Origin of the sequence: Streptomyces sp. 130 (genome assembly GCF_007096885.1) — a bacterium.
Taxonomy (GTDB): Bacteria; Actinomycetota; Actinomycetes; order Streptomycetales; family Streptomycetaceae; genus Streptomyces.
Map to the genome: position 1 here is coordinate 95,768 of NZ_VJNO01000004.1, position 23,537 is coordinate 119,304.

The 23,537-nt window shown below is 72.8% G+C and carries 21 protein-coding genes; 11 read left to right on the forward strand and 10 right to left on the reverse strand.

The genetic code is table 11. The features are described from left to right. Positions 1 to 19 precede the first annotated feature (19 nt). A complete protein-coding gene (locus FKN01_RS05460) occupies positions 20 to 1,222 on the reverse strand; it encodes an MFS transporter (protein WP_143616967.1) in 1,203 nt (400 codons plus the stop codon). A gap of 81 nt (positions 1,223 to 1,303) precedes the next feature. Between FKN01_RS05460 and manD the strand changes: the two genes are divergently transcribed. Further along, complete coding sequence (gene manD / locus FKN01_RS05465; protein WP_143616969.1) at positions 1,304 to 2,518, forward strand: D-mannonate dehydratase ManD; 1,215 nt, start codon at positions 1,304 to 1,306, stop codon at positions 2,516 to 2,518. Positions 2,519 to 2,552: 34 nt separating this feature from the next. On the opposite strand, the gene FKN01_RS05470 is transcribed toward manD, so the two are convergent. Together FKN01_RS05470 and FKN01_RS05475 are read right to left on the reverse strand one after the other, a co-directional pair. Then, entirely contained in the window at positions 2,553 to 4,346 is a 1,794-nt protein-coding gene (locus FKN01_RS05470; RefSeq protein ID WP_143616971.1) for an ABC transporter ATP-binding protein, read from the reverse strand. Positions 4,347 to 4,426: 80 nt separating this feature from the next. Then, complete coding sequence (locus tag FKN01_RS05475) at positions 4,427 to 5,656, reverse strand: benzoate/H(+) symporter BenE family transporter (RefSeq protein ID WP_143616973.1); 1,230 nt, start codon at positions 5,654 to 5,656, stop codon at positions 4,427 to 4,429. Positions 5,657 to 5,773: 117 nt separating this feature from the next. On the opposite strand from FKN01_RS05475, the gene FKN01_RS05480 reads away from it, so the two are divergent. Next, positions 5,774 to 6,331, forward strand: a complete 558-nt coding sequence (locus tag FKN01_RS05480; protein ID WP_143616975.1) for a helix-turn-helix domain-containing protein — start codon at positions 5,774 to 5,776, stop codon at positions 6,329 to 6,331. Here FKN01_RS05480 and FKN01_RS05485 read toward each other — a convergent pair. The 3 genes from FKN01_RS05485 to FKN01_RS05495 form a co-directional block, all read right to left on the reverse strand. Beyond that, positions 6,309 to 6,899, reverse strand: a complete 591-nt coding sequence (locus FKN01_RS05485) for an N-acetylmuramoyl-L-alanine amidase (protein ID WP_143616977.1) — start codon at positions 6,897 to 6,899, stop codon at positions 6,309 to 6,311. The genes FKN01_RS05480 and FKN01_RS05485 overlap by 23 nt on opposite strands. Positions 6,900 to 7,051: 152 nt before the next feature. Beyond that, complete coding sequence (locus tag FKN01_RS05490) at positions 7,052 to 8,389, reverse strand: SWF or SNF family helicase (protein ID WP_143616979.1); 1,338 nt, start codon at positions 8,387 to 8,389, stop codon at positions 7,052 to 7,054. After that, positions 8,386 to 11,271, reverse strand: coding sequence for a DEAD/DEAH box helicase (locus tag FKN01_RS05495; protein ID WP_143616981.1), 2,886 nt, complete (start codon positions 11,269 to 11,271; stop codon positions 8,386 to 8,388). Before FKN01_RS05495 ends, FKN01_RS05490 begins: the two co-directional genes overlap by 4 nt. 253 nt (positions 11,272 to 11,524) lie before the next feature. Here FKN01_RS05495 and FKN01_RS05500 point away from each other — a divergent pair, with 253 nt between their 5' ends. The 3 genes from FKN01_RS05500 (at position 11,525) to FKN01_RS05510 (ending at position 13,427) form a co-directional block, all read left to right on the forward strand. Further along, positions 11,525 to 12,568 carry an acyl-CoA desaturase gene (locus FKN01_RS05500; RefSeq protein WP_143616983.1) on the forward strand — a complete coding sequence of 348 codons (1,044 nt, stop codon included), beginning with the start codon at positions 11,525 to 11,527 and terminating at the stop codon, positions 12,566 to 12,568. A gap of 103 nt (positions 12,569 to 12,671) precedes the next feature. Further along, the gene (locus FKN01_RS05505; protein ID WP_073967032.1) at positions 12,672 to 12,854 is read left to right on the forward strand and encodes a hypothetical protein; all 183 of its coding nucleotides are present in this window, start codon (positions 12,672 to 12,674) and stop codon (positions 12,852 to 12,854) included. Positions 12,855 to 12,884: 30 nt separating this feature from the next. Continuing rightward, on the forward strand, positions 12,885 to 13,427 hold the full coding sequence (locus FKN01_RS05510) for an MOSC domain-containing protein (protein ID WP_185992751.1): 543 nt from the start codon (positions 12,885 to 12,887) through the stop codon (positions 13,425 to 13,427). A 46-nt stretch (positions 13,428 to 13,473) separates the two neighbouring features. On the opposite strand, the gene FKN01_RS05515 is transcribed toward FKN01_RS05510, so the two are convergent. Further along, positions 13,474 to 14,370 (reverse strand): hypothetical protein, encoded by an 897-nt coding sequence (locus FKN01_RS05515; protein WP_143616986.1) that lies wholly within the window; start codon positions 14,368 to 14,370, stop codon positions 13,474 to 13,476. Positions 14,371 to 14,487: 117 nt separating this feature from the next. Next, positions 14,488 to 14,796, reverse strand: coding sequence for a hypothetical protein (locus FKN01_RS05520; RefSeq protein ID WP_143616989.1), 309 nt, complete (start codon positions 14,794 to 14,796; stop codon positions 14,488 to 14,490). Positions 14,797 to 14,914: 118 nt separating this feature from the next. Here FKN01_RS05520 and FKN01_RS05525 point away from each other — a divergent pair, with 118 nt between their 5' ends. Further along, on the forward strand, positions 14,915 to 15,817 hold the full coding sequence (locus tag FKN01_RS05525; RefSeq protein WP_143616991.1) for an oxygenase MpaB family protein: 903 nt from the start codon (positions 14,915 to 14,917) through the stop codon (positions 15,815 to 15,817). Positions 15,818 to 15,823: 6 nt separating this feature from the next. Here the strand turns inward: FKN01_RS05525 and FKN01_RS05530 are convergent, their stop codons facing one another. Next, positions 15,824 to 16,330: a MarR family winged helix-turn-helix transcriptional regulator gene (locus tag FKN01_RS05530; RefSeq protein WP_143616993.1), complete on the reverse strand. Its 507-nt coding sequence runs from the start codon at positions 16,328 to 16,330 to the stop codon at positions 15,824 to 15,826. Between the two features lie 91 nt (positions 16,331 to 16,421). On the opposite strand from FKN01_RS05530, the gene FKN01_RS05535 reads away from it, so the two are divergent. Beyond that, positions 16,422 to 18,533 (forward strand): MMPL family transporter, encoded by a 2,112-nt coding sequence (locus FKN01_RS05535; protein ID WP_143616995.1) that lies wholly within the window; start codon positions 16,422 to 16,424, stop codon positions 18,531 to 18,533. A 65-nt stretch (positions 18,534 to 18,598) separates the two neighbouring features. Here the strand turns inward: FKN01_RS05535 and FKN01_RS05540 are convergent, their stop codons facing one another. Continuing rightward, positions 18,599 to 19,174, reverse strand: a complete 576-nt coding sequence (locus FKN01_RS05540; protein ID WP_143616997.1) for a TerD family protein — start codon at positions 19,172 to 19,174, stop codon at positions 18,599 to 18,601. A 445-nt stretch (positions 19,175 to 19,619) separates the two neighbouring features. On the opposite strand from FKN01_RS05540, the gene FKN01_RS05545 reads away from it, so the two are divergent. The 4 genes from FKN01_RS05545 to FKN01_RS05565 all read left to right on the forward strand — a co-directional run bounded on the left by FKN01_RS05545 (position 19,620) and on the right by FKN01_RS05565 (position 23,361). After that, entirely contained in the window at positions 19,620 to 21,020 is a 1,401-nt protein-coding gene (locus FKN01_RS05545; RefSeq protein ID WP_143616999.1) for an LCP family protein, read from the forward strand. Positions 21,021 to 21,138: 118 nt separating this feature from the next. Beyond that, positions 21,139 to 21,552, forward strand: a complete 414-nt coding sequence (locus tag FKN01_RS05550; protein ID WP_143617001.1) for a roadblock/LC7 domain-containing protein — start codon at positions 21,139 to 21,141, stop codon at positions 21,550 to 21,552. A 125-nt stretch (positions 21,553 to 21,677) separates the two neighbouring features. Beyond that, positions 21,678 to 22,832, forward strand: coding sequence for a DUF6397 family protein (locus tag FKN01_RS05560; protein WP_185992753.1), 1,155 nt, complete (start codon positions 21,678 to 21,680; stop codon positions 22,830 to 22,832). Between the two features lie 40 nt (positions 22,833 to 22,872). Beyond that, entirely contained in the window at positions 22,873 to 23,361 is a 489-nt protein-coding gene (locus tag FKN01_RS05565) for a GNAT family N-acetyltransferase (protein ID WP_143617003.1), read from the forward strand. The last annotated feature ends 176 nt before the right edge of the window (positions 23,362 to 23,537 follow it).

Below are 23,537 nucleotides of genomic sequence, written 5' to 3' on the forward strand. Positions count from 1 at the left end.
CGCCGACGAGCGGAGCCCGTCACGCCCCGGACGGCGTCCGCAGAGCCGCGTACGTCCCCGACACCGCCGCCAGCAGCATCACGCAGCCGGTGAAGACCAGCCCGGCATCGCGCAGCCCCACCGCGGTCGCCAGCGCGCCCACCCCCACCACCGGCAGGGAGATCCCCGTGTAGGCGACGACGAAGAACGCCGAGATCGTGCCGCCCCGGTGCTCGGCGGGGGCCGCCTCGCTCACCAGCGTCAGCGCGGCCCGGAAGGCGAGCCCCTGCCCGATTCCCCCGCAGACCGCGCCCAGGACGAGCACCACCAGCGACTTCGCCAGCAACGACGAGGCGACCAGCAGCAGCCCGGCGATGAGTACGGCGCAGCCCAACGGCAGCGCCCGGCGCGCCCCGATGCGCGGGGCCAGCGACTGCCCGGCCGTCGAGGCGCAGAACACCGAGAACACCACCGCGCCCGTCACCGCCAGATTGTGCACGTCCAGCGTCTCGGCCGCGAAGCTGGGCGCGACCGCCGTGAACAGGCCGAGCAGCGCGAAGCCGGCGAAGGCGGCCAGCGAGGCCGGCACGAACACGCCCTGCACCTCGGCGGGCACCCTGACACCCTGCGGTTCGAGCCGGGGCCACCGCCGCGGCCCGGCCACGGTCTCCGCCAGCCGCCACGTGATGACGCACGCCACGGCGACCAGCCCCAGATGCACCCAGAACGGCAGGGACAGCGGCCAGGGCGTGTACTCGGCCAGCACCCCGGAGAGCAGCGGGCCGCAGCCCAGGCCGCCCATGTTCGCGGCCGTCGCGGCGAATCCGGCGCGCGCCTTCTGCCCGGGGCCCGCGAGCTCGATGACCGCCGCCGTCGCCGCGCCGCTCAGCAGCCCGGCCGCACCGCCCGACAGCACCCGGCCGGCGAAGAGCAGGGGCAGCCCGGCCTCCAGCAGGAAGCAGCCCGCGCTCGCGGCGGACAGGGCCATGGCGGCCAGCAGGACCGGCTTGCGGCCCACCTTGTCCGAGTAGTTGCCCGCCACCAGGAGAACGGAGATGACCGCGACCGCGTAGACGGCGAAGACCACGGTCACCATCAGCTCGGAGAAGCCGATCTCCTTCTGGTAGAGCCCGTACAGCGGGGTCGGCAGCGTGGTGCCGGCCATGCCGATGGCGAAGACCACCGCCGCCGCGGGGTAGCCCGCCCGGCGCCCGCCCGTCCGTCCCGTATCGTCACGCACCATCACACACGCCACTCTATGCAGCGGGCGGCCCCCGGTCAGGGCGACGGGCTGGCGCCCGCCGCGGCCCGAAAGAGAGCCACCATGAGGATCGCCGACGCGCAGGTCGTCGTCACCAGCCCCGGCCGCAACTTCGTGACGCTGAAGCTGACGACCTACGAAGGTCTCACCGGTCTCGGCGACGCCACGCTCAACGGCCGGGAGCTCGCCGTCGTCAGCTACCTCACCGATCACGTGGTGCCGCTGCTCGCCGGCCTGGACCCGCACCGCATCGAGGACACCTGGCAGTACCTCTACCGGGGAGCGTACTGGCGGCGCGGCCCGGTCACCATGGCCGCGATCGCCGCCGTCGACGTCGCCCTGTGGGACATCAAGGCGAAGGCCGCCGGGCTGCCCCTCTACCAGCTGCTGGGCGGCGCCTCCCGGGACCGCCTCGCCACCTACGGCCACGCCGACGGCCGCGACATCCCCGAACTCCTCGACTCCGTACGGCAGCGGCTGGCCGAGGGCTACCCCGCCGTCCGCATCCAGACGGGCATCCCCGGCCTCAGAGCCGTCTACGGCGTGCACACCACCGACGAGCGGGGCGAGCGCGTCCTCCACCAGCAGAACCGGCCCCTGGTCGAGGACTGGGACACGGACGCCTACCTGCGTCACACCCCCGCCGTGTTCGAGGCGGTGCGCGCGGAGTTCGGCGCCGGGATACCGCTCCTCCACGACGCGCACCACCGCCTCACACCCATTCAGGCGGCCCGGCTCGGCAAGGACCTGGAGCCGTACCGCCCGTTCTGGCTGGAGGACTGCACCCCCGCCGAGAACCAGGAGGCCCTGCGGCTCGTACGACGGCACACGACCACGCCCCTCGCGCTCGGCGAGGTCTTCAACACGGTGTACGACTACCAGACCCTGATCACCGAGCAGCTGATCGACTACGTGCGCAGCGCGGTCACCCACTTCGGCGGGGTCACCCCGCTGCGCAAGCTCTTCGACTTCGCGGCGCAGTACCAGATCAGGAGCGCGGTCCACGGGCCGGAGGACATCTCGCCGGTCGGGATGGCCGCCGCCGTCCACCTCGGCTTCGCCGTCCACAACTTCGGCATACAGGAGTACGCGGGCCACAACGCCCTCACCGAGGAGGTCTTCCGGCACGCGTACACCTTCACCGACGGCTTCCTGCACCCCGGCGAGGCACCCGGCATCGGTGTGGAACTGGACGAGGAACTCGCGGCGGCCCACCCGTACGAGCAGAGCTATCTGCCCGTCAACCGGCTGCGGGACGGCACCGTCCACGACTGGTGAACGGGGGCCCGGGAGCGCCCGGGCCCCTCCGCCGCTACGGGAACGCCGGCTGGAGACCCGCGTACACCCCATGGCGGCCCAGCAGCTCCTCGTGCGTACCGACCTCCGCGATCCGGCCGCCCTCCATGACCACGATGCGGTCGGCGCCCTGGATGGTGGAGAGGCGGTGGGCGACGACGAAGACGGTGCGGCCGTGCACGAGCCGCGACAGCGCCTCCTGCACCAGCGCCTCGGAGCGGTTGTCCAGCGCCGAGGTGGCCTCGTCGAGCACCAGGACCCGCGGGTCGCGGATCAGGGCCCGGGCGATCGCGAGCCGCTGCTTCTGTCCGCCCGACAGCCGCGCGCCGCGCTCGCCGACCACCGTGTCCAGGCCCTGGGGCAGGCGGCGGACGAACTCCATGGCGTTGGCGTCCTCCAGGGCGCTCAGCAGCCGCGCCTCGTCGGTGTGCCCGAGCCCGTACGTGACGTTGTCGCGGATGCTGCCCTCGAACAGGATCGACTCCTGCGGCACGACCGAGAGGAACCGCCGGTAGCTGCGCAGATCGAGACCGGCCATGTCGGTGCCGTCCAGCAGGATGCGCCCGGCGGTCGGCCGGATGAACCCGATGAGCAGGTTGAGGACCGTGGACTTGCCCGCTCCCGACGCGCCGACCAGGGCGATCGTCTCGCCGGGCCGCGCGGAGAGCGTGAACCCGTCGACGGCGGGCCGCTCGTCCTCGTACGCGAAGGAGACGTCCTCGAAGTCGATGCGCCCGGTGACCTGCTCCACCTGGGCCTTGCCCGCGTTGTGCTCCAGGTCGGGCGCCTGCAGCACCTCACCCGCCGAACGCACCGACTCGAGGCCCTTGGTGAGGATGGGGGCGAGCCCGAGCAGCGTGGTCACCGAACCGGTCAGGACGGTGAAGAAGGCGCTCAGCATGACGACGTCACCGGCGGTGACGTCCAGCCAGCCGTGGTACGCCACCAGCGCGGACCCGGTCAGGCAGAGCACGCCGAGCGTGTTGAGCAGGACCCAGGCCAGCGAGCCGAAGCGGCCGTTGAGCATGTCCAGGCGCAGACCGGCGGCGAACACCTGCCGCAGGGAGCCGTCCACGCGCCCCAGCGCGGTCCGCTCCAGGCCGTGGGCGCGCGTGATGGGGATGAGGGTGGTCATCTCGCCGACCCGCGACGACAGCTGCTCCACCTCGCGCCGGAAGGACTCGTTGTGGCTGCGCAGCCTGCCCCTCAGCTTCATCACGAGGAACCCGGCGGCGGGGACGACGACCAGGAAGACGGGCAGGAACGAGGGCACCCGGACGCCGATGACGACGAGACCGCCGACCAGCGTCACGACGGCCCCGAGCCCCATGTCGGCGCTCTGCTGCACCATCTGCTCGACGGCTTCCACGTCACGGACCACCTTGGCCTGCAGCACGCTGGAGCTGACCCGGGCGTGGTAGCCGACGGACAGCTGCTGCATCCGGCGGCAGAGCGCGGAGCGAAGGGTGATGCCCATGCGGCGGATGCTGCCGCCGAGACACCGTACGTACCACTGGTGGAGCGGGTAGTTGAGGACGAGGATGAACAGCAGGAGGCCGGTGGCCTTCCAGAGCTCGGACTCCGGGCCGTGCTGGACCACCACGTCCAGCACGGTGGCGGTGATCAGGGGCAGCAGCCATATGGGGCTGTGCTTCACGGTGAAGAGGACGACGGCGAGAGCCAGCCGCCCCCGGTCCCGGCGGAAGAGGAGCGCGAGGGTGCGGACCGGGTGTTCGCCGCGGTAGCGGTGGTCCAGGTGGTCGAAGGGCGCCAGGGATTCGGCGGGGGGTGGGGATACCGCTTTCTGCATGGCACCATCCCAACCCGCGACCGATGCCCGGGGCAACTGTGTTCCACGTACGGGACAGGGCGCCTTCGGTACCGGACCGGTCAGCGTACGGGAAGTCCGCCCGGCCGCGGCTTCGCCGCCGGTTCCCCGCGGCCGGGGCGCCCCGCCGTGGCGATCGCGCTGGTGACGAGGCCGGCCAGCAGTCCCCAGAACGCCGAGCCGATGCCCAGCAGCGTCACGCCCGAAGCGGTGGCGAGGAAGGTGACGACGGCCGCCTCGCGCGACGCCTTGTCCGCGAGCGCGGTGGCCAGCGAGGACTCGATCGTCGCGAGGAGCCCGATCCCCGCGATCGCCATGACGAGCTCGTGCGGCATGGCGGTCAGCAGCGAGGCGACCGTCGCACCGAGGAGCCCCACGCACAGGTAGAAGAACCCCGCCCAGACGGCCGCCAGATAGCGCTTGTCGCGGTCCGGGTGCGCCTCGTCGCCCGTGCAGATGGCGGCCGTGATGGCGGCGAGGTTGAGCCCGAACGCGCCGAAGGGCGCCAGCACGGCGTTGGCCGCTCCGGTCCAGGTCATCAGTGGGGACACCGGCACCTCGTAACCCGAACCGCGCAGCACGGCGACACCGGGCAGGTTCTGTGAGGCCATGGTCACGACGAACAGCGGCGCGCCGACGCTGACGAGCACCTTCCAGTCGAACTCCGGCGCGGTGAAGACCGGGGTGGCGAGGGCGAGCCGGACCTCGCCGGTCCGCCAGCCCCCGGTGAACAGGGTGGCCAGCACGCCCCCGAGCAGCGCCAGCAGCACCGCGTAACGCGGCAGCAGGCGCCGGCCCAGCAGGTAGATCACGAACATCGGGAACGCGACCGCGAAGCTCTTGTCCATGGTGCTGAACAGGCCCGTGCCGAACCGCAGCAGCACGCCGGCGAGCAGTGCGGCGGCCAGCGGCACGGGGACGCGGTCCATGACCCGGGCGAACCAGCCCGTGACACCGCTCACCACGATGAGCAGCGCCGAGAAGATGAACGCGCCGACGGCCTGTGCCATGGACACCCCGCTCAGACCCGTGGTCAGCAGGGCCGCACCGGGCGTCGACCAGGCGGTCACGACCGGTGCCCGGTGGCGCAGTGAGAGCCCGGCGCAGGTGCAGGCCAGTCCGACGCCGAGCGCCAGCATCCAGGAGGAGATCTCGCGCGCGTCCGCCCCCGCCGCCTTCGCGGCGGTGAAGACCAGCGCGGCGGAGCTGGTGACTCCGACCATGACGGCGATCAGCCCGGCCGCCACGGCGGAGGGAGGCGCGGCGATACGTATGCGGGTCAACGCGGACATGAGTGAGCCACTTCCGGGGGAGCTGCCGGGCGTTCCGTATACGGAACGTTCTGTTTGTGGAACACTAGGGACGCGGGCCGGTGCCCGTCAACCGGATGGGCGAGCGGGCGGACGGCGATGGGGCTGAACGAGGACGTGGGGCGCAGGCTGCGGGCCCTGCGGCACGGTATGGACGTGTCGCTGTCGGAGCTCTCACGCCGCTCCGGGGTCGGGAAGGGCACGCTCTCGGAGCTGGAGAGCGGCCGGCGCAACCCCACGCTCGAGACCCTCTACGCCCTGACCACCGCTCTCGGCCGCCCCCTCAGCGCGGTCCTGAGCGACCCGCTGCCGGACGGCGCACCCCACGGGCAGCGGGCGGTCGTCTCCGGCAGCGCGGTGACCGCCGTGCTGATCGAACGGTACGAGGACGGGGAAGCGGTCACCGATGTGTTCCGGGTGACCATCCGCGCCGGCGCGGTCCAGGAGTCGGAGGCCCATGTGCCGGGTACGACCGAGAGCCTGATGGTCCTCGCCGGCACCGCCGTCGTCGGGCGGCCCGGCGACCCCAGCACCGTCGGGCCCGGGGCCTCGGCCCGGTGGCGGGCCGACGTACCCCATGTCTACGGCGCGCCCGACGGCGATGCGCAGGGAATCCTCTTCGTGCGCAGCCCGGTCAGCCCGCGCCGAGGAGATTGACCAGGCGGATGTAGCGGACCCAGTCCCAGTGCGGCCCCGGGTCGGTGTGATCGGTGCCCGGGACCTCGACATGACCGAGGATGTGGGCGCGGTCCTTCGGAATCCCGTAGCGGTCGCAGATGCCGGCCGTGAGCAGCGCCGACTGCTCGTACATGGAATTGGTGAAGTACGCGGGCCGGTCCACCCACCCCTCGTGCTCGATACCGATGCTGCGCGTGTTGTAGTCCCAGTTCCCCGCGTGCCAGGCGATGTCCTTCTCGCGCACCATCTGGTTGACGTACCCGTCGCCCGAGCGCACCACATAGTGCGCGGAGACCTGCTTCGCCGGGTTCTGGAAGATGGACACCGTATCGGAGAACGTCTCCTGGGTGACATGGATGATGACGTACTGCACGGGGTACGCCGAAGGGCGCGAAGAGACCGTGTAGTTGGACGCCGAAGCGGGAACCCAGTGCGCCGACGGATGGTCCGTGGCACCCGTCGTCGCGGCGGTGGCGCGGACGGAGGCGGGAAGCAGCGCTCCCGCCGCGGCCACCGCGGCGCCCTGAAGGATTCTTCTGCGTTCCATGCGAACTCCTGTGGGGGGTGAGAGGGGCAGGGATACGGAAGGGGCGGCGCCGGGCGCGGGCCCCACCGTACGGGCGCCACGCAGGTCGCGGAAGACGTCAGGAGCCCCAAAACCTGTCCATATCAGGGGTGTTCAGGGAAGCCGACCCGTCGTCAGACGCCCTGCGCCTGCGCCCAGGCAGCCGCCGGATCGTCGTCGGACGGCCCCGCCGGGAACCACTGACCGTTCTCCTTCCGGTACGGATACCAGCGCCCGTCCGGTCCGTAGCGGAGCTGGAGGCCGCCGTCCGCCGACGTCCAGCGGCTGCGCTCGGCCCGCAGCCGTGGCGCCTCGTCCTCCTCCCACGCCTCGGCCAGCCGGGTCCTGGCCCGGGCCAGCGCCTCGCCGTCCAGGGGCCGGTCCTCGTCGAGCACGGCGAGCGCGGTCGCCCCACCGTACCGCCAGGCCGCGACCGCGGCGGGGAGCGCGGCGCGCGTCTTCCCCGCGCCGCTCGCCAGCCGGTGGACGATCCACGGCTCCGGACGCGCCTCGGCGGCCAGCCTGACCGCGTCCTGGCGCACCGTCAGCCCCTCGGGTACCGGCCGCCCTTCGTGACCGGGCGCCAGCGCGTCGGCGAGCATCCGGTGCGCCCGGGCCGCCGCGTCCCGCGCCAGCATCTCCAGCGCCGTCGGGTCCACCCCCGCCTCGGGGTCCGTCTCCGTGTCCAGCGAGGGGGCGGGGCCCGGCTCGCCCGGAAGGAGCGGAGGAGCCGGCAGCGCGGGCAGGATGGAGCCGGCGGCGTACACCTGCTCCGCCGGTACGCCGCCCGCCCCCGGGTCCGACGCCGGCTCCTGGGCCCCGGCCGTGACGTCCGGCGCCCCGGCCGTCGCCGCGATCCGCTCCTGGAGCCCGTCCAGCAGCGCACGTTCACCGCGCCCCCGCATCAGCAGCAGTACGAACGGGTCCTGGTCCAGGAGCCGGGCCACCTGATAGCAGAGGGCGGCGGTGTGCGGGCAGTGGTCCCACGCCTCGCAGGTGCACCGAGGTTCCAGATCGCCGATGCCCGGGAGCAGATCGATGCCGGCCGCCGCCGCGTCCTCCACCAGATGCGGCGGCATCTCCCGGTCGAGCAGCGCGGCGATGTGCCCCGTCCGCTCGGCCGCCATGCCCAGGAACCGGTCCCACTCCTGCTCGTCCAGCTCCTGGAGCAGCACATCGCCGCGGTAGGTGCTGCCGTCCCGCTCACGCACCACCGCCGTGATCCGGCCGGGCCGCACGGACACGGCGCCGACCCCTCCCTCCCGGGCCACGCGCCGTCCCGCCTTCAGCTGCTGGAGGTCCAGGGCGGTGTCCTCCAGTGCTTTGAGCCACGCCTTTCCCCACCAGGAAGCGGCGAAACCGCGGCCCGGCGCGGGGGGCAGGGCGGCGAACGTCCGTTCCTGCGCGGCGATCCCGTCCTCCCGTTCGTCGCCGCCGTCGGCGAATTCCCCGGCCTCGTACCCGTCCCTCATCGCGTCCCCCCTCGAAGCTCCACCAGATCGGCCAGTTCCGCGTCGCTGAGCTCGGTCAGGGCGCTCTCGCCGGACCCCAGCACCGCGTCGGCCAGCCCCTGCTTGCGGGCGAGCATGTCCGCGATCCGGTCCTCGATCGTCCCTTCGGCGATCAGCCGGTGGACCTGCACCGGCTGCGTCTGCCCGATCCGGTACGCGCGGTCGGTGGCCTGTGCCTCGACCGCCGGGTTCCACCAGCGGTCGAAGTGCACCACGTGTCCGGCCCGCGTCAGATTGAGCCCGGTGCCCGCCGCCTTCAGGGACAGCAGGAACACCGGTGCCTCACCCGCCTGGAAGCGGTTCACCATCTCCTCCCGCGCCGCGACCGGTGTGCCGCCGTGCAGGAACTGCGTGCCGATGCCGCGCGCCGCCAGATGCCGTTCCAGCAGCCGGGCCATCGCGACGTACTGGGTGAAGACCAGCACCCCGGCCCCCTCCGCCACCATGGTGTCCAGGAGTTCGTCGAGCAGTTCCAGCTTTCCCGAGCGGCCGGCGATCCGCGGTTCGTCCTCCTTGAGGTACTGCGCGGGGTGGTTGCAGATCTGCTTGAGCGAGGTCAGCAGCTTCACCACGAGACCGCGCCTGGCCATGCCGTCGGCCTCCGCGATCGCCGCCAGCGTCTCCCGCACCACCGCCTCGTACAGCCCCGCCTGTTCGGGCGTCAGCGACACCGCCCGGTCCGTCTCCGTCTTCGGTGGCAGCTCCGGCGCGATGCCGGGGTCCGACTTGCGCCGCCGCAGCAGGAACGGCCGCACCAGCGCGCCCAGCCGCTCGGCCGCCGCCGGGTCCCCGCCCTCCACCGCCCGCGCGTACCGGGTGCGGAACGTGCCGAGCCGCCCCAGCAGCCCCGGTGTCGTCCAGTCGAGGATCGCCCACAGCTCCGAGAGGTTGTTCTCCACCGGGGTGCCGGTCAGCGCCACCCGCGCCCCGGCTCCGATCGTGCGCAGCGCGCGGGCCGTCGCGGAGTACGGGTTCTTCACGTGCTGCGCCTCGTCCGCGACGACCATGCCCCACCGCGCCGCGGCGAGCCTCGGCGCGTCCAGCCGCATCGTCCCGTACGTGGTGAGCACGAACCCGTCCGGCGCCACGCCGTCCAGGGTGCGGGACGCGCCGTGGAAGCGGCGGACCGGGGTGCCGGGGGCGAACTTCTCGATCTCGCGCTGCCAGTTGCCCATGAGCGAGGTCGGGCACACCACGAGCGTGGGACCGGTGTCCCCTTCCAGGGACTGGCGGTGCAGGTGCAGCGCGATCAGGGTGATCGTCTTGCCGAGCCCCATGTCGTCGGCGAGGCAGCCGCCGAGCCCGAGCGAGGTCATGGTGTGCAGCCAGTTCAGCCCCCGGAGCTGATAGTCCCGCAGGGTCGCGGTGAGCTCGGCCGGCTGACCGATCGCAGGCTCCCCGCCGCCCGGCCGGGCCGGATCGGCGACGCGCCGGCGCAGCCGTTCCAGCCAGCCGGTGGCCCTGACCTCGACCCGCCGGCCGTCCACCTCCGTTGAGCCGGTCAGCGCCGCACCCAGGGCGTCGATCGGGGAGACCTTGCGGTCCTGGGTCGCGCCGGCCCGCCGCGCCTCGTCGGGGTCGATGAGCACCCACTGGTCGCGCAGCCGCACCAGCGGCCGGCCCGCCTCGGCAAGCCGGTCCAGCTCCTCGCGGCTGAGCCGCTGGTCGCCGAGGGCGAACCACCAGTCGAAGGCCAGCAGGGCGTCGGACGACAACAGCGGCGCGGCGTCCGACGCGGTACGCGCGAGACCCCCGGGCGCGCCGCCGTCCTCCTCGTCGCCGTCCGGGCCGATCACCGCGCGCGCCGTGAGCTTGCGGGCGGTCAGCTCCCGGGGCCAGTGGACCTGGACGCCCGTCGCGGCGAGCGCCCGCGCGGCGGGCCCGAGGAGTTCGGTGATCTCCTCGTCGGCGGGCTCCACCGCGTCCGGCACGGCCGCCGAGAGCAGCGGAGCGAGCGTCGGCCAGGCGCGGGCGGCCCGGCGCAGCATCAGCAGGATGTCCATCCGGGCGCGCGGCCCGAACGCCTCCCCGGCCGGACCACCGCCCGCCCACACCTCGGCGGCGTCGGCGACCACGGCCGGGTCGCTGACGCTGTGGATCTGCGGCACCACGCGGAACGAAGGCCCGGATTCCGGTCCGTCGCCCCGGTCGAGCCCCGTCACCTCCACGCGCAACGACAGCCGGATGCCCGCGTCGTGACCGGCCGCCACATCGGCGGCCCAGGCCCGGTGGCCGGGCAGGTGCTGCGGCTCCCACGCGGTGAACGCGGGCCCGCCCGCGGCGAGCGGTGCGGCGGGGGTCCGGGGCAGGGAGTCGGCGACCGCGTCGAGGAACGCCCGTACCAGATGCTCCGGTTCGGGCAGGAGCAGCGGCCGGGCCGCCGCGTCGACGGGCGCGGCGTGGGCGGTGGGCGGCATGGAGGCGGCCAGGGTACGGACGCGCAGCAGGTCGTCGTGGGTCAGCGGTCCGGCGCGCCAGCTGTCGTGGTCCGTCGCGCTCAGCCCCGGAAGAAGCAGGCCCCGGGCGGCGAACTGCAGGGCCAGCAGCCCCGCCGCGCCCCAGAACGCCATGGCCGCGGAGGCGTGCGCCGCCGCCCGCGCCCGGGTGAGCACGGGCAGCCCGTCGGCGACGGGCACGAGGCGCGCCGGCACCTCGTACGGCAGGGCGTCGGGGCCCGCGACCGTCAGCGTGCCGGGCTCGCCGAGGCCTTCGGGCGGGCTGCTGCCGTCGGGGTGCCAGAAGGCGAGGCGGCCGGTGCGGGAGGGGTCCGAGGGCAGGAAGACCACGGAGCAGCCGGCCAGTGCGGAGATCGTGGAGAGGGAAGCGGAGGAGGGACTGTGCACAGCGATGTCAGATTCCTCAAATTTGACTAGCCGACCAAGGTCGCCGAGGGTACCCCATCCTCCGCTCTCCAGGGCGATCGAAACCTGTGAGGTACGGCACATGGACTGTCCGGTGCGGGCCCCCGGTGCAGCCGGCCCCCCACTCCGGGAGGGTGCTGGCACCACCACACCCCGGGTGGTGGCGCCATGGCTCCGGAGCCCCCGTGAACCGTACGTTTCCTGAGGTCGGAGCGGATTCGAGACCGGAGACACCATGCCCCAGGCCACCCTTGCCGCAGCGGAACCAGCACATGACGGCGCCCGGACCCCGAAGAGCGACTTCGCGCCGCTCCTGCGGGACGTCAAGGCGCAAGGACTCCTCGAACGGCGCACCGGCTGGTACGCCGCCGGAATCACCGTCAACCTGCTCGCCCTGGCGGCCGTGGTCACCGGCATCGTCCTCCTGGGCGACACCTGGTGGGTGCTGCCGCTCGCACTGCCCCTGGCGCTGCTCTGGGCCCGCACCGCCTTCGTGGGACACGACGCGGGACACTCCCAGATAACCGGCAACCGCAGGGTGAGCCGCGTGCTCGGCCTCTTCCACGGCAACCTGCTGCTCGGCATGAACGAGGCGTGGTGGAACGACAAGCACGTACGCCATCACGCCAACCCCAACCACATCGACAAGGACCCCGACGTCGGGGTGGGCGCCCTCGTGTGGACCCAGAAGCAGGCCGCCCAGCGCGAGGGCTTCGCCCGCTGGCTCACCCGCAACCAGGCCCGGCTGTTCTTCCCGATGCTGCTCCTCGAAGGCATCGCCCTCAAGGTCTCCGGGTTCCAGTACCTGAAGCGGCAGCCCCTGCGCGAGCGCACCCTGTCCGGCCTCCTGCTCATCGCGCACCTCGGCCTCTACGCCACGCTGCTGCTCACCGTCCTGTCCCCGGGCAAGGCGGTCGTCTTCGCGCTCGTGCACCACGCGCTGTTCGGACTCCACCTCGGCATGGCCTTCGCCCCGAACCACAAGGGGATGGAGATGCCGGACCCCGACGGGGACCGCTGGGACCACCTGCGGCGCCAGGTCCTCACCTCGCGCAACGTACGCGGCGCGGCCCTCACCGACTGGTTCCTGGGCGGCCTCAACTACCAGATCGAGCACCACCTCTTCCCGAGCATGCCCCGGCCGCACCTGCGCCTGGCCCAGCCCCTGGTCAGGGCCCACTGCGAGGCCGTCGGCCTGCCCTACGCGGAGACCGGACTCGTCGAGTCCTACCGGCAGGCGCTCACCCATATGCACGAGGTCGGTGCGCCGCTGCGGTGACCGGGCGCTCCCCGTACGGGGGAGCGGGAATCAGGAACCGATGAGGGCGCGCGGGCGTTCTCACCATCAGAGGCGGCCACGGGCCGCGGAGGAGGTACGGACGATGTCGAACAGCGCCAAGGTCGCCATCGGGGGAGTCGTCGTCGCGGTCGTCCTGATGCCGTTCATCGGGTTCTGGCTGTCCCTGCTCGTGCTCGTCGGAGTGCCCACGCTCGCGTATCTCGCCCTGGACCCCGGCCAGCGCCGCCGGCTCCGTAGGATCACACGCAAGGAGATCGGCCGCTGAGGAAGCCGGCCGCTGAGAGGGGTATCCGCCGTGAGTGGCACCGTGACCGCCGTCAGCAGGAACGAGACCTACAGCTTCACCAAGCCCAACCGCGACAGCGTCACCCTGCTCGCCGGCCTCGGCGTGGAGGGCGACGTGCACGCGGGGGTCACGGTCAAGCACCGCTCCCGGGTGGCCCAGGACCCCACGCAGCCGAATCTGCGCCAGGTCCACCTCATCCAGGAGGAGCTCTTCGACGAGGTGCGTGCGCTGGGCTTCGAGGTGGCGCCCGGCGACATCGGGGAGAACATAACGACCCGGGGGATCGATCTGCTGGCCCTGCCCGTCGGCACCCTGCTGCATCTCGGCGACGAGGCGGTCGTCGAGGTGACCGGACTGCGCAACCCGTGCAAGCAGATCGACGACTTCCAGGGCGGCCTCCTCAAGCAGGTCGTCGGCCGCGACGAGGCGGGCAACATCGTCCGCAAGGCCGGCATCATGGGCGTCGTCACGGCCGGCGGCGTGGTCCGGCCCGGAGACCCGGTCAGGACCGAGCTCCCCGCCGAGCCGCACCGGCCGCTCGACCGCGTCTGACCTCCGGCCCCGCCCGATCCTCGTCGGCCGTCCCCTTTGCCGGCGGTCAGGACGGGCGTACGGCCATCGCGTCCAGGGCCGTGAGGAGACCGGGCAGTTCGGGGCCGCGCCCGACCGGCAGGATCTCGCCCGGGACCTCGTCCAGAAGCAGGAAGGCGATGTCGTCGGTCCTGGCCACCATCGACCAGCCGGGGCCGTCGGCCCGGATCATCCGGGCGTCCCCCGGCGCGAACGAGGACCGGACACGGCCCGGCGGCGGCGGATCGTCCAGATAGCCGCGTGCCTCGGCCAGGGCCCGCCGGATGCCCGGACGCGGGTCGCGGGCCGGTGGCGGCGACACCTCTTCCGGGACGAGGCCGGCCCCGTCCGCCGCCTGTGCACCTTCGCCGGCGGCCGCCGCGTCGTCTTCCTCGCCGGCCTGCGCTGCGGAGGGCGACGCCTCGTCGTCCATCTGTGCCCGCCAGGCGGCCCACTGCGCGGCGATGGCGTCCGCGCCCAGGCGGCGCTGGGCAGGGCCCCACACATCGGTGTCGGGAGGGGACAGCGCGGCCGGGTCCCGCCCGTCCGCCTCCGGACCGGGTTCCGGGTCGTGCGGGGCGGGCACCCCGGGCGCGGCGACGGCCACGGCGAGCGGCCAGCCGGGCAGGGCGCGGACCACCGAGCCGTCGTCCGGCGACAGGTCGTACTCCATGCCGCAGTCCCACGACGCGATCGCCACCGCCACCAGGGACACGTCGTCCACGACGACCGTCCACCGGGCGCCGTCCGAGTCCTGGCCCAGCACCAGCCCGTACCCCTCGGCGTACGGTTCGAGGCCCAGCGCCGCGCACGCGGCCGGATAGTCGTCGCCGAGCACGCTGGGGAACTGCGCGGGCGTCAGCAGGACCGCGGTCAGCACATACAGCGCGTCGTCGTCGGCGACCGCGTCGTCCGTCCCGGTCACTGCGTTCTCCTCGTCCGTCGTGGTTTCCGTCGGCGCACCCTAACCAGTGGGTAACCTCGCCGTCGAGGCCCCTGACGAGGACGGATGTCCCACCGGCGCGTCCCCTCTCCGTCCGGTTCAGCCCTCGGACAGGCCCAGCAGCTCCCGCGCCACCACCTGCGGGGGCGCGTTCCGTTCACGGGCGAGCGCGATCACCGCCCGGCAGGCGAGCTCGCTGACGCCGAAGGAGAGCTGCTCCGGCGAGACCCAGCCGCTCGCCTCGTCCATCCGCTCCTCGTCGTCCTCGGCCGACGCCGCGACGAACACGGCCGCCGCCTCGAAGAGGTTGTGCTGCCTGCGGCCGGTCGCCGCGGGGACCGTCGCCGGGCGGCCGGCCCTGCGGCCCGTGGTCACGGCTCTGCGCAGAACGCCGAATATCGCGGTCATGGGAAACCCCGCCTTTCGTCAACACGTCAGAACGTCAACGCGCGTGCGTCGCGCGTACTCACCGTCTTGCCCCCGGACGTAGGCTGGGACACTCGACCTGGACAAGGGGGACGGTGCGGTGAAGCGTTACGACCGGCTGAAGGAGATCCAACGCCTCGATCCGGAGCGGGACTTCCTGGAGATCTACCGGATCACCGTCACGTACGAGTTCCCCTGGGACATCACCCGCGCCCTCGAACTCGCCCTCTACCGCACCTACGCCGTCCCCAGCATCGGCCGGCTCCTCGCCGAGACGGCAGAGCTGACGGACCGGTCGCAGAAGCGGTACGACGACACCGCGCTGCTCCTGGACACCGTCGTCGAGCACGGCTTCGACAGCGATCCGGGGCGCACCGCCCTCCGCCGGATCAACCGGATGCACGCGGCCTACGACATCGGCAACGACGACATGCGCTACGTCCTGTGCACCTTCGTCGTCACCCCGAAGCGGTGGCTCGACGCCTACGGCTGGCGCCGGCTCTGCGACCACGAGCTGCGCGCGTTCGCCGCGTACTACCGGACGCTCGGCGCCCGTATGGGGATCAAGGACCTGCCGCGGACGTACGAGGACTTCGAGCGCACCCTCGACACCTACGAGGAAGCCCACTTCGGCTGGGACGAGGGCGCGCGCTCGGTCTCCGACGCCACGCTGGACCTGATGGCCTCCTGGTACCCCCGCCCCCTCGCACCGCTCGTCCGCGGCGCGAGCCTCGCGCTCCTGGACGACTCGCTGCTGCGCGCCTTCCGCTACGAGCGCCCGGCTCCCCTGGCGCGGAGCCTCACCCGGGGCGCGCTGCGACTGCGCGCACGCGCCGTACGCCTGCTGCCGCCGCGCACCACACCGCACTACGCACGGCAGAACCCCGAGATCAAGGGCTACCCGGACGGATACGAGGTGGCGGACCTCGGAACGTTCCCCACCCCGGGCGTGCGGGGCTGCCCGGTCCGTGATCTCGCGCAGCCGCCGGCCGCCGCGGAGTGACGGGCCCTACGCCCCCGTACCGGTGCGGCGCAGCTGCGCCAGCTCCTCGTTCATGGCCTCGAGGAAGCGGATCACGACACGCAGCTCGTCCTCGGCGAACTGCCTGCGCGCCGCTTCCGTGCCCGCCGCCAGCGGCTTGAAGAAATCGCGGGCCACATGTTTCGCGGCGGCCGCGTAGTGAAGCCGCACCACGCGCCGGTCGCCGCTGTCCCGTACCCGCCGGACGTGTCCCGCGCGTTCCAGCCGGTCCAGACAAGCGGTCACCGCCCCCGAGGTGAGATCCAGCTGTTCCCGCAACCGCCCCGGCGTCATCGCGCGGCCGCCCTCACGGTCCGCGTCGAGAATGGCGACGAGGGCCTGCACATCCGTCGGGTGCAGCCCCTGTGCCTGGGCGAATTCATGTGCGATTCGGTTGAACTCACCGTTCATACGGCGCAGCAGTACAGCGAACGACTGGAGGCCCGTGGGCCCGTCGTCCGTGCCTCTGTCCGGGCCCTCGTCTGCGGTGCGCATGTCCCCAGAGTAATATCTCTTGATCACTGAGATAATGAATGACCGAGAGACTTCGGGTCATGTGTGTCATGTGCCGATCCCTGAGGAAGCAATGAAGCCCCCACCCAGGTACCGCGTCACCCGCTGGCTCGTACCCGTAGCGCTGCTCGTCGTCTGGCTCGGAATCGGCGGGGCGCTCGGCCCGTACGCCGGAAAGCTCGGCGAGGTGGCGACCAACGACCGCGCGGCGTTCCTGCCGCGCAGCGCCGAGTCGACCCAGGTCGCGGACGAGCAGAAGGCGTTCCAGCGGTCCGGGACCGTGCCCGCGATCGTCGTCTGGACCGGCGACGACGGGGGGCTCCCGGACGGCGCCCGCGCTGCCGCGACCCGCGCGCTGGCCTCGCTCGCGGGGAAGCCGGGTGTGGTCGGCACCCCGTCACCCGCGCTGCCGTCCAAGGACGGCGAGGCCCTGTCGGGCGTCGTGCAACTGCGCTCGGACCTCGGCGACGAGCTCCCGGACACGCTGGACCAGGTGCGCGACGCCGTTGGTTCGGTGGCGGGCACGAGCGCCGGGATCGCCGGCCCCGCGGCCACCCAGGCCGACCTCAAGGACGCGTTCGCCGGTATCGACGGGCTCCTGCTCGGGGTGGCGCTCGCCGCCGTCCTGGTGATCCTGCTGCTGGTCTACCGCAGTGTGCTGCTGCCCTTCCTGATCATCATCAGCGCCGTCTTCGCCCTCGCGCTGGCCTGCGCCGTCGTCTACGTCCTCGCGGACCACGACGTCGTCCGCGTGGACGGCCAGGTCCAGGGCATCCTGTCCATCCTGGTCATCGGCGCGGCCACCGACTACGCGCTCCTGCTGACCGCGCGTTTCCGGGAGGAGCTGGCGCGCCACGGCGACCGGACGACGGCCGCCCTCGCCGCGCTCCGCCGTTCCTCCGGCGCCATCGTCGCGAGCGCCGCCACGGTGGCCCTCGGGCTGCTCGCGCTGCTGCTCAGCGACCTGACGAACAACCGTGCCCTGGGGCCCGTCGGCGCGATCGGCATCGTCTGCGCGGTACTGAGCACGATGACCTTCCTGCCCGCCGTGCTCGTCCTGAGCGGGCGGGCGGCGTACTGGCCGGCCAAGCCGCGCCCCGTGGACGAGGCGGCCGGCGGGCACGGGATCTGGCGCCGGGTCGCCGCGCGCGTCGACGGGGCCCCGCGCAAGGTGTGGCTGTCCTGCGCGGTCCTCCTGGCCGCCTGCGCCGCGTTCGCCCCGACCCTGGAGTCCCACGGCGTTCCGCTGGACGAGACCTTCGTGAACGACGCCCCCTCCGTCTCCGCCCAGGCCACGCTGAGCAAGCACTTCCCGGGCGGCTCCGGGAACCCGGCCGTCGTCATCGCCGACGCCGACAGCGCCGCCGAGGTCACCGAGGCCGCCGAGGCGACACCCGGGGTGGCCTCGGCCGCGCCCGTCACGGCGTCGGGCCGGCCCGGCGGGGGCAAGCCGCTCGTTGTCGACGGCCGGGTCCGCGTCGACGTCACCCTGAAGGACGCGGCGGACAGCGACAGGGCGACGCAGACCGTGCAGCGGCTGCGTACCGCCGTCCACGCCGTGCCCGGGGCGGACGCACTCGTCGGCGGCTACACGGCACAGCAGTACGACACCCAGCGCACCGCCGAGCGTGACCGGGACATCATCGTCCCGGTGGTGCTCGTCATCATCCTGCTGATCCTGATGGGCCTGCTGCGGTCGGTCCTGGTGCCGGTGCTGCTGGTGGCCACCGTCGGCCTCAACTACCTGGCGACCCTCGGGGTCTCGGCCCTGGTCTTCGAGCACGCCTTCGGCTTCAGCGGTACGGACGCCTCGGTGCCCCTGTACGGATTCGTGTTCCTGGTGGCCCTCGGCGTCGACTACAACATCTTCCTGATGTCACGGGTCCGCGAGGAGGCGCTGGAGCACGGGGCGCGCCAGGGCATGCTGAGGGGCCTGGTGAGCACGGGCGGCGTCATCACGTCGGCGGGCGTGGTGCTGGCGGCCACCTTCGCCGCGCTGATCGTGATCCCGCTCGCGTTCCTGGCGCAGATCGCCTTCATCGTGGCCTTCGGCGTCCTGCTGGACACACTGGTGGTCCGGTCGCTGCTGGCGCCCGCGCTGGTCGTGGACATCGGGCCCGGGGCGTGGTGGCCGAGCGCCGTCGGCCGTACCGGGCGCGCGGGTGAGCCGGCGCGCTCCGCGTGACGGCCGCCCGGACGGAGCCGGCCCGGCCCCCGCGGACGCGGCGCCGGGCCGGTGGGCGAGCACCCTCAGACGTTCACGCCGTAGTCCTTCGCGATACCGGCCAGGCCGGAGGCGTACCCCTGGCCGACCGCGCGGAACTTCCACTCCGCGCCGTGCCGGTACAGCTCGCCGAACACCATCGCGGTCTCCGTCGAGGCGTCCTCGCTGAGGTCGTACCGGGCGAGCTCCACACCGTTGGCCTGGTTCACGACGCGGATGAACGCGTTGCGCACCTGGCCGAAACTCTGCCCCCGGCTCTGCGCGTCATGGATGGAGACCGGGAAGACTATCTTCGCGACGTCGGCGGGGACCGCCGACAGATTCACGTTGATGGACTCGTCGTCGCCGTCGCCCTCACCCGTCAGGTTGTCCCCGGTGTGCTGGACGGAGCCGTCCGGGCTGTTGAGGTTGTTGTAGAAGACGAAGTGCAGGTCGGAGACCACCTTTCCGTGATCCGCGCACAGCAGCGCACTGGCGTCGAGGTCGTAGTCGGCCCCCGTCGTCGTGCGTACGTCCCAGCCCAGGCCGACCGTCACCGCGGTCAGGCCGGGCGCCTCCTTCGACAAGGAGACGTTGCCGCCCTTGGCCAGGGTCACACCCATGAACTTCCTCCAATGATCAAGTGGTTCACCGACCGCCACCCGCACGCTCCAGCCGGTCGCGGTCCGGCCGCCGCCCGGAACGGACGGCGGCTGTCCCCTCACTCTTCAGGAAACGCGAGGATTTGCCCAGGGCGCGCGTGGCGCCCGGCCCGATTCGTCGTGGGACGGGCGGGGAAGACGCCTCGCACTCCGCCGCCCTCCGGTGTGTTCCGGTCAATGTTTCCGGTGGCGCTGTGGGGAGAGGGGATCGGACTGACGATGGTCGGGTCCGGGGGCGCACGAGGCCACCGCACATCACGACCGGAAAACCGCACAACCGCACGACCGTACGGGCACCGCCGGGAGGCGGCCCCGCGCGGCAGCCGTACGAACGGGGTGGCCCATGGCTAGCGACAACAGAGCGACACGGGCCGGGAGGAGGGGGAGCCGTCTGCGGCGGACGGCGGTGACCGCACTGTCCTTCCTCGTCCTGCTGGTCGCCGGTATCGGCTGGGGATATCTGAAACTGACCGGCAGCATCGACACGTTCAGCGCCGACGGCGTCTCCGGAGACCGGCCGCCCGGTTCGTCCGGCGGACAGAACGTCCTCGTCATCGGATCGGACACCCGCTCGGGCAAGAACAAGGGCCTGGGCGGAGCCACCGGTGAGGTCGGCCGCTCGGACACCGTGCTCCTGCTGCATGTCTACGCCGACCGCCGGCATGCCGTGGCCGTCTCCGTACCCCGGGACGCCATGGTCGACATCCCGTCCTGCCGGAAACCCGACGGCAGTTGGACCGCCCCGCGCCACCACAGCCAGTTCAACGGGGCGTTCTCGGTGGGGGAGACCGCCGAGGGAAACCCGGCGTGCACCCAGAACACCGTCGAGCACCTGACCGGACTGCGCGTGGACCACACCGTCGTCATCGACTTCGCGGGGTTCTCCGCGCTGACCTCCGCCGTCGGGGGAGTGCCGGTCTGCCTGCCGGACGACGTGTACCAGCGCGACCTGAACCCCAAGCGCACGACCCGCGGCGCACTCGTCTTCGAGAAGGGCCCGCAGACGGTCTCGGGTCAACGCGCCCTCGACTACGTACGGCTGCGCCACGGCATCGGCGACGGCTCCGACATAGGGCGGATCAAGAGGCAGCAGGCGTTCGTCGCCTCCCTGGTCAAGAAGATCAAGTCACGCGGCATGAACCCCACGGCCCTCCTGCCGCTGGCCGACGCCGCCACCGACGCGATGACCGTCGACCCCGGGCTCGGCTCGGCCGACAAGCTGCTCTCCTTCGCCCTCTCGATGAAGAACATCGACCTGCACAACACCAAGTTCGTCACGGTCCCGTGGCGGTACGAGGGCGAGCGCGTCGCCGTCGTGGAGCCGGACGCCGACGCGCTGTGGGCCGCGCTGAAAGCCGACCGCCCGCTCGACGCCGAGGCGGGCGCCGGCGCGTCCCCCAAGGCATCGCGGTCCCCGGTCTCGGGTACGGGAATCCAGGTCGCCGTCTACAACGGCACCACGGTGCCCGGGCTCGCCGCCAAGGCGGCCGGGCTGCTGCGCGCACACGGCTTCACCGTCACCGGCACAGCCACCGCGCAGGACCAGACCCGCTCCGCGACGCTCGTCGCGTACGGACCGGGGCTGCGGGACGAGGCCCGCACCACGGCCGGGCTCTTCCCCGGCGCACGGCTGTCCGAGTCCGGCGGCGCGGGAAGCGGAATCCAGGTCACCGTGGGACAGGACTACGCGGACGGTCCGTCGGCCGCACCCGACGCCGCCTCGGCCACTCCGGGGGTGCCGGCCGCGGTCACCGAGGAGGCCCGGTCGGCGGACGACGACCCGTGCGAGAACCTCTCCTACGGCTGAGCGAGGGTGGCTGCTTCCCGACCGGTGACGGCAGTGGGGTGCTTGCCCGTTCGTGACCCGTGCGCAAGGCTTGCTCACGAGCGAGGCACGGGGAACGCGTGAACGGGGAGGAAACAGTATGGCGATGGACAGGGGACTCGACTGGCTCCTGGATGATCTCACCAAGCGGGTGGCGCACATACGGCACGCCCTGGTGCTGTCGAACGACGGTCTGGTGACCGGCGCGAGCACCGGGCTCGCCCGTGAGGACGCCGAGCATCTGGCGGCCGTCTCTTCGGGACTGCACAGTCTGGCCCGTGGGTCGGGCCGGCATTTCCGGGCCGGTAAGGCCCGGCAGACCATGGTGGAGTTCGACGAGGCACTGCTCTTCGTGACGGCGGCGGGGGAAGGCAGCTGTCTGTGCGTACTGAGTGAGGCGGAGTCGGACGTCGGGCAGGTGGCGTACGAAATGACGCTCCTGGTCAACCGGGTGGGACAGCACCTCGGTGTCGACTCACGGCAGGACGGGAGCGAGGGAGCCGACCGGCTCTGACGCCCCGCCCGGCCCACTCCGGCCGCCGCCGGGTCCGTGAAGTTATCCACAGGCTCGGCGGCGGTTGGCTTTCACCGCCTACTCTGGTTGCGGAGAGTAATCAAGATGTGCGGGGGAGTGACGTCATGGTGACGATGAATCAGCTGCGGAACGGGGAGTCCGGGGCCGGACCGGGCCCCGGAGGGACGGCGGCGCCCGACACCGTGCGTGACACGGGCGGGTACGCGTTCGGTGCGGCCCGCGCCGCGACGGAGCTCGGCCTCAGGAGGAACGAACTCGATCTGGCGATGTATCTGGGAGCGGTCCGGGCGAGCAGCGGGCCGGACGGCCGGCCCAGGATCGGCCAGGAGGAGATCGAGCGCCTGCGGGCCCAGGACGGGGCCTCCGGCGCGTTGCGCGACCGGGTGCGCACGGTGGGGACCGCCGAGGGGGCCCGGCTGCTGGGGATCAGCCCGGCCAGGTTCACCCGGCTCGCCCGGGCCGGGTGCCTGACACCCGTCGCCTTCTACCTCAACCGCTACCGGGCGGTGGTGTGGGTCTATCTCGCCCAGGAACTCGAAGCATCGGCTGCGCGGTCGCCGGAACTGCTGGTGGGCAACAGCCCGCCCTGGCTGCGCAGCCGGCTGGCGGCCGGGGCCGACTGGCGACCGCGCAACTGGCGCTCCCGCCGGACCGAGCGCCTGCTCGCCCTCACCGACGATCCGTGGGTGCGCGCGGCGGTCGTCGCCCAGGGGCTGGACCCGGTCCAGCTGGCGGAGGTGGTGGACGACCCCTACGAGCGGGCCCACCTCGCCCGGGTCAGGCCGGAGGCGGTGTTCGGGCGACGAGGATCGGTCGCCGGCCGCGAGGCGATGGCGCGGCTGATGTCCGCCGACGAGCCGGACGAGATCCTCTGGCGCCGGACCATCCTGGCCACGGAGCTGGACGCCGCCCGGCAGGCGCGGCCGGCGCCACGACCGGGGTCCGGGCCGGGAGGTGCGGCGGAGGGGGCGCCCGCCGCCCCGGCTGCCGTGGTGCGGCCCGGTGCGCCTGCCGGGGCGGCCGAACCCCGCATGCCGGCCGGGCCCGGACCCGAGGGTCCAGGACCGGTGGCCGCCCCGGCCGGGCGTGCCCGGCCCCAGGGCTCGCCGGGGCTGCTGGCCCGGCTGGCCGGGCTGAGGAGGCGTGCGGCCCGGGGGCTGGGGCTCCGCCGGCCGTGGCCGGGCGGGGCACCGAGGGCGGGGCGGCCCGGCGGGCGCCGGCGGGCCGGAGGCCGGACCGGTGCGGGGCGCCCCCGATAACCGCTGGTCGACGCGGGCCGGTTTGGGCATCCTGTGCGCCATGCTGATCAGAGAAGCCACCACCGGGGACTGGCCCGCCATCTGGCCGTTCTTCCACGAAATCGTCGCAGCCGGCGAGACCTTCACCTACCCCCTCGACCTCCAGGAGGCAGACGCCGCCGGGTGGTGGCTTCTTGAGCCGCCCAGCCGGACCGTGGTCGCGGTCGCCGACGACGGGACCGTCCTCGGCACGGCGAAGATGAACAAGAACCACATGGGCAACGGATCGCACATCGCCAGCGCCAGTTACATGGTCGACCCCCGGCACTCCGGGAAGGGCGTCGGACGCGCCCTGTGCGAGTACACCATCGACTGGGCGCGCACGGCCGGATACCGGGCCATGCAGTTCAACGCGGTGGTGGAGACCAACACCGCCGCGGTGAAGCTGTACAGATCGCTGGGCTTCGACATCCTGGGCACCCTGCCCGAAGGGTTCGACCACCCGGTCGAGGGCTTCGTGGGGCTCCACATCATGCACCGCCGCCTCTGAGGGCCGGGCGAGGGGGCGGGGCGGGGCGCCGGGGCCGGCCGGCGGTCCCGGGCCCGTGTCCGGCATGCCCCAACCGGCGTGCGTGCGGCGGCGGTTGTGACGCGGAAACCGCTGTGGGGCGGGTGCACACGGTGGGGCAGGGGCCAGTACTGTGCGCTGCACCGCCCATACGGGCG

Bases quoted from the DNA above. Each gene is read 5' to 3' on its own strand.
- manD (WP_143616969.1), top strand. From the start codon at position 1,304: ATGAGGATCGCCGACGCGCAGGTCGTCGTCACCAGCCCCGGCCGCAAC.
- FKN01_RS05490 (WP_143616979.1), bottom strand. From the start codon at position 8,389: ATGAGGGACGGGTACGAGGCCGGGGAATTCGCCGACGGCGGCGACGAA.
- FKN01_RS05540 (WP_143616997.1), bottom strand. From the start codon at position 19,174: ATGGGTGTGACCCTGGCCAAGGGCGGCAACGTCTCCTTGTCGAAGGAG.
- FKN01_RS05485 (WP_143616977.1), bottom strand. From the start codon at position 6,899: ATGGAACGCAGAAGAATCCTTCAGGGCGCCGCGGTGGCCGCGGCGGGA.
- FKN01_RS05470 (WP_143616971.1), bottom strand. From the start codon at position 4,346: ATGCAGAAAGCGGTATCCCCACCCCCCGCCGAATCCCTGGCGCCCTTC.
- FKN01_RS05560 (WP_185992753.1), top strand. From the start codon at position 21,678: ATGGTGACGATGAATCAGCTGCGGAACGGGGAGTCCGGGGCCGGACCG.
- FKN01_RS05505 (WP_073967032.1), top strand. From the start codon at position 12,672: ATGTCGAACAGCGCCAAGGTCGCCATCGGGGGAGTCGTCGTCGCGGTC.
- FKN01_RS05475 (WP_143616973.1), bottom strand. From the start codon at position 5,656: ATGTCCGCGTTGACCCGCATACGTATCGCCGCGCCTCCCTCCGCCGTG.
- FKN01_RS05500 (WP_143616983.1), top strand. From the start codon at position 11,525: ATGCCCCAGGCCACCCTTGCCGCAGCGGAACCAGCACATGACGGCGCC.
- FKN01_RS05480 (WP_143616975.1), top strand. From the start codon at position 5,774: ATGGGGCTGAACGAGGACGTGGGGCGCAGGCTGCGGGCCCTGCGGCAC.
- FKN01_RS05530 (WP_143616993.1), bottom strand. From the start codon at position 16,330: ATGCGCACCGCAGACGAGGGCCCGGACAGAGGCACGGACGACGGGCCC.
- FKN01_RS05520 (WP_143616989.1), bottom strand. From the start codon at position 14,796: ATGACCGCGATATTCGGCGTTCTGCGCAGAGCCGTGACCACGGGCCGC.
- FKN01_RS05565 (WP_143617003.1), top strand. From the start codon at position 22,873: ATGCTGATCAGAGAAGCCACCACCGGGGACTGGCCCGCCATCTGGCCG.
- FKN01_RS05460 (WP_143616967.1), bottom strand. From the start codon at position 1,222: ATGGTGCGTGACGATACGGGACGGACGGGCGGGCGCCGGGCGGGCTAC.
- FKN01_RS05550 (WP_143617001.1), top strand. From the start codon at position 21,139: ATGGCGATGGACAGGGGACTCGACTGGCTCCTGGATGATCTCACCAAG.
- FKN01_RS05535 (WP_143616995.1), top strand. From the start codon at position 16,422: ATGAAGCCCCCACCCAGGTACCGCGTCACCCGCTGGCTCGTACCCGTA.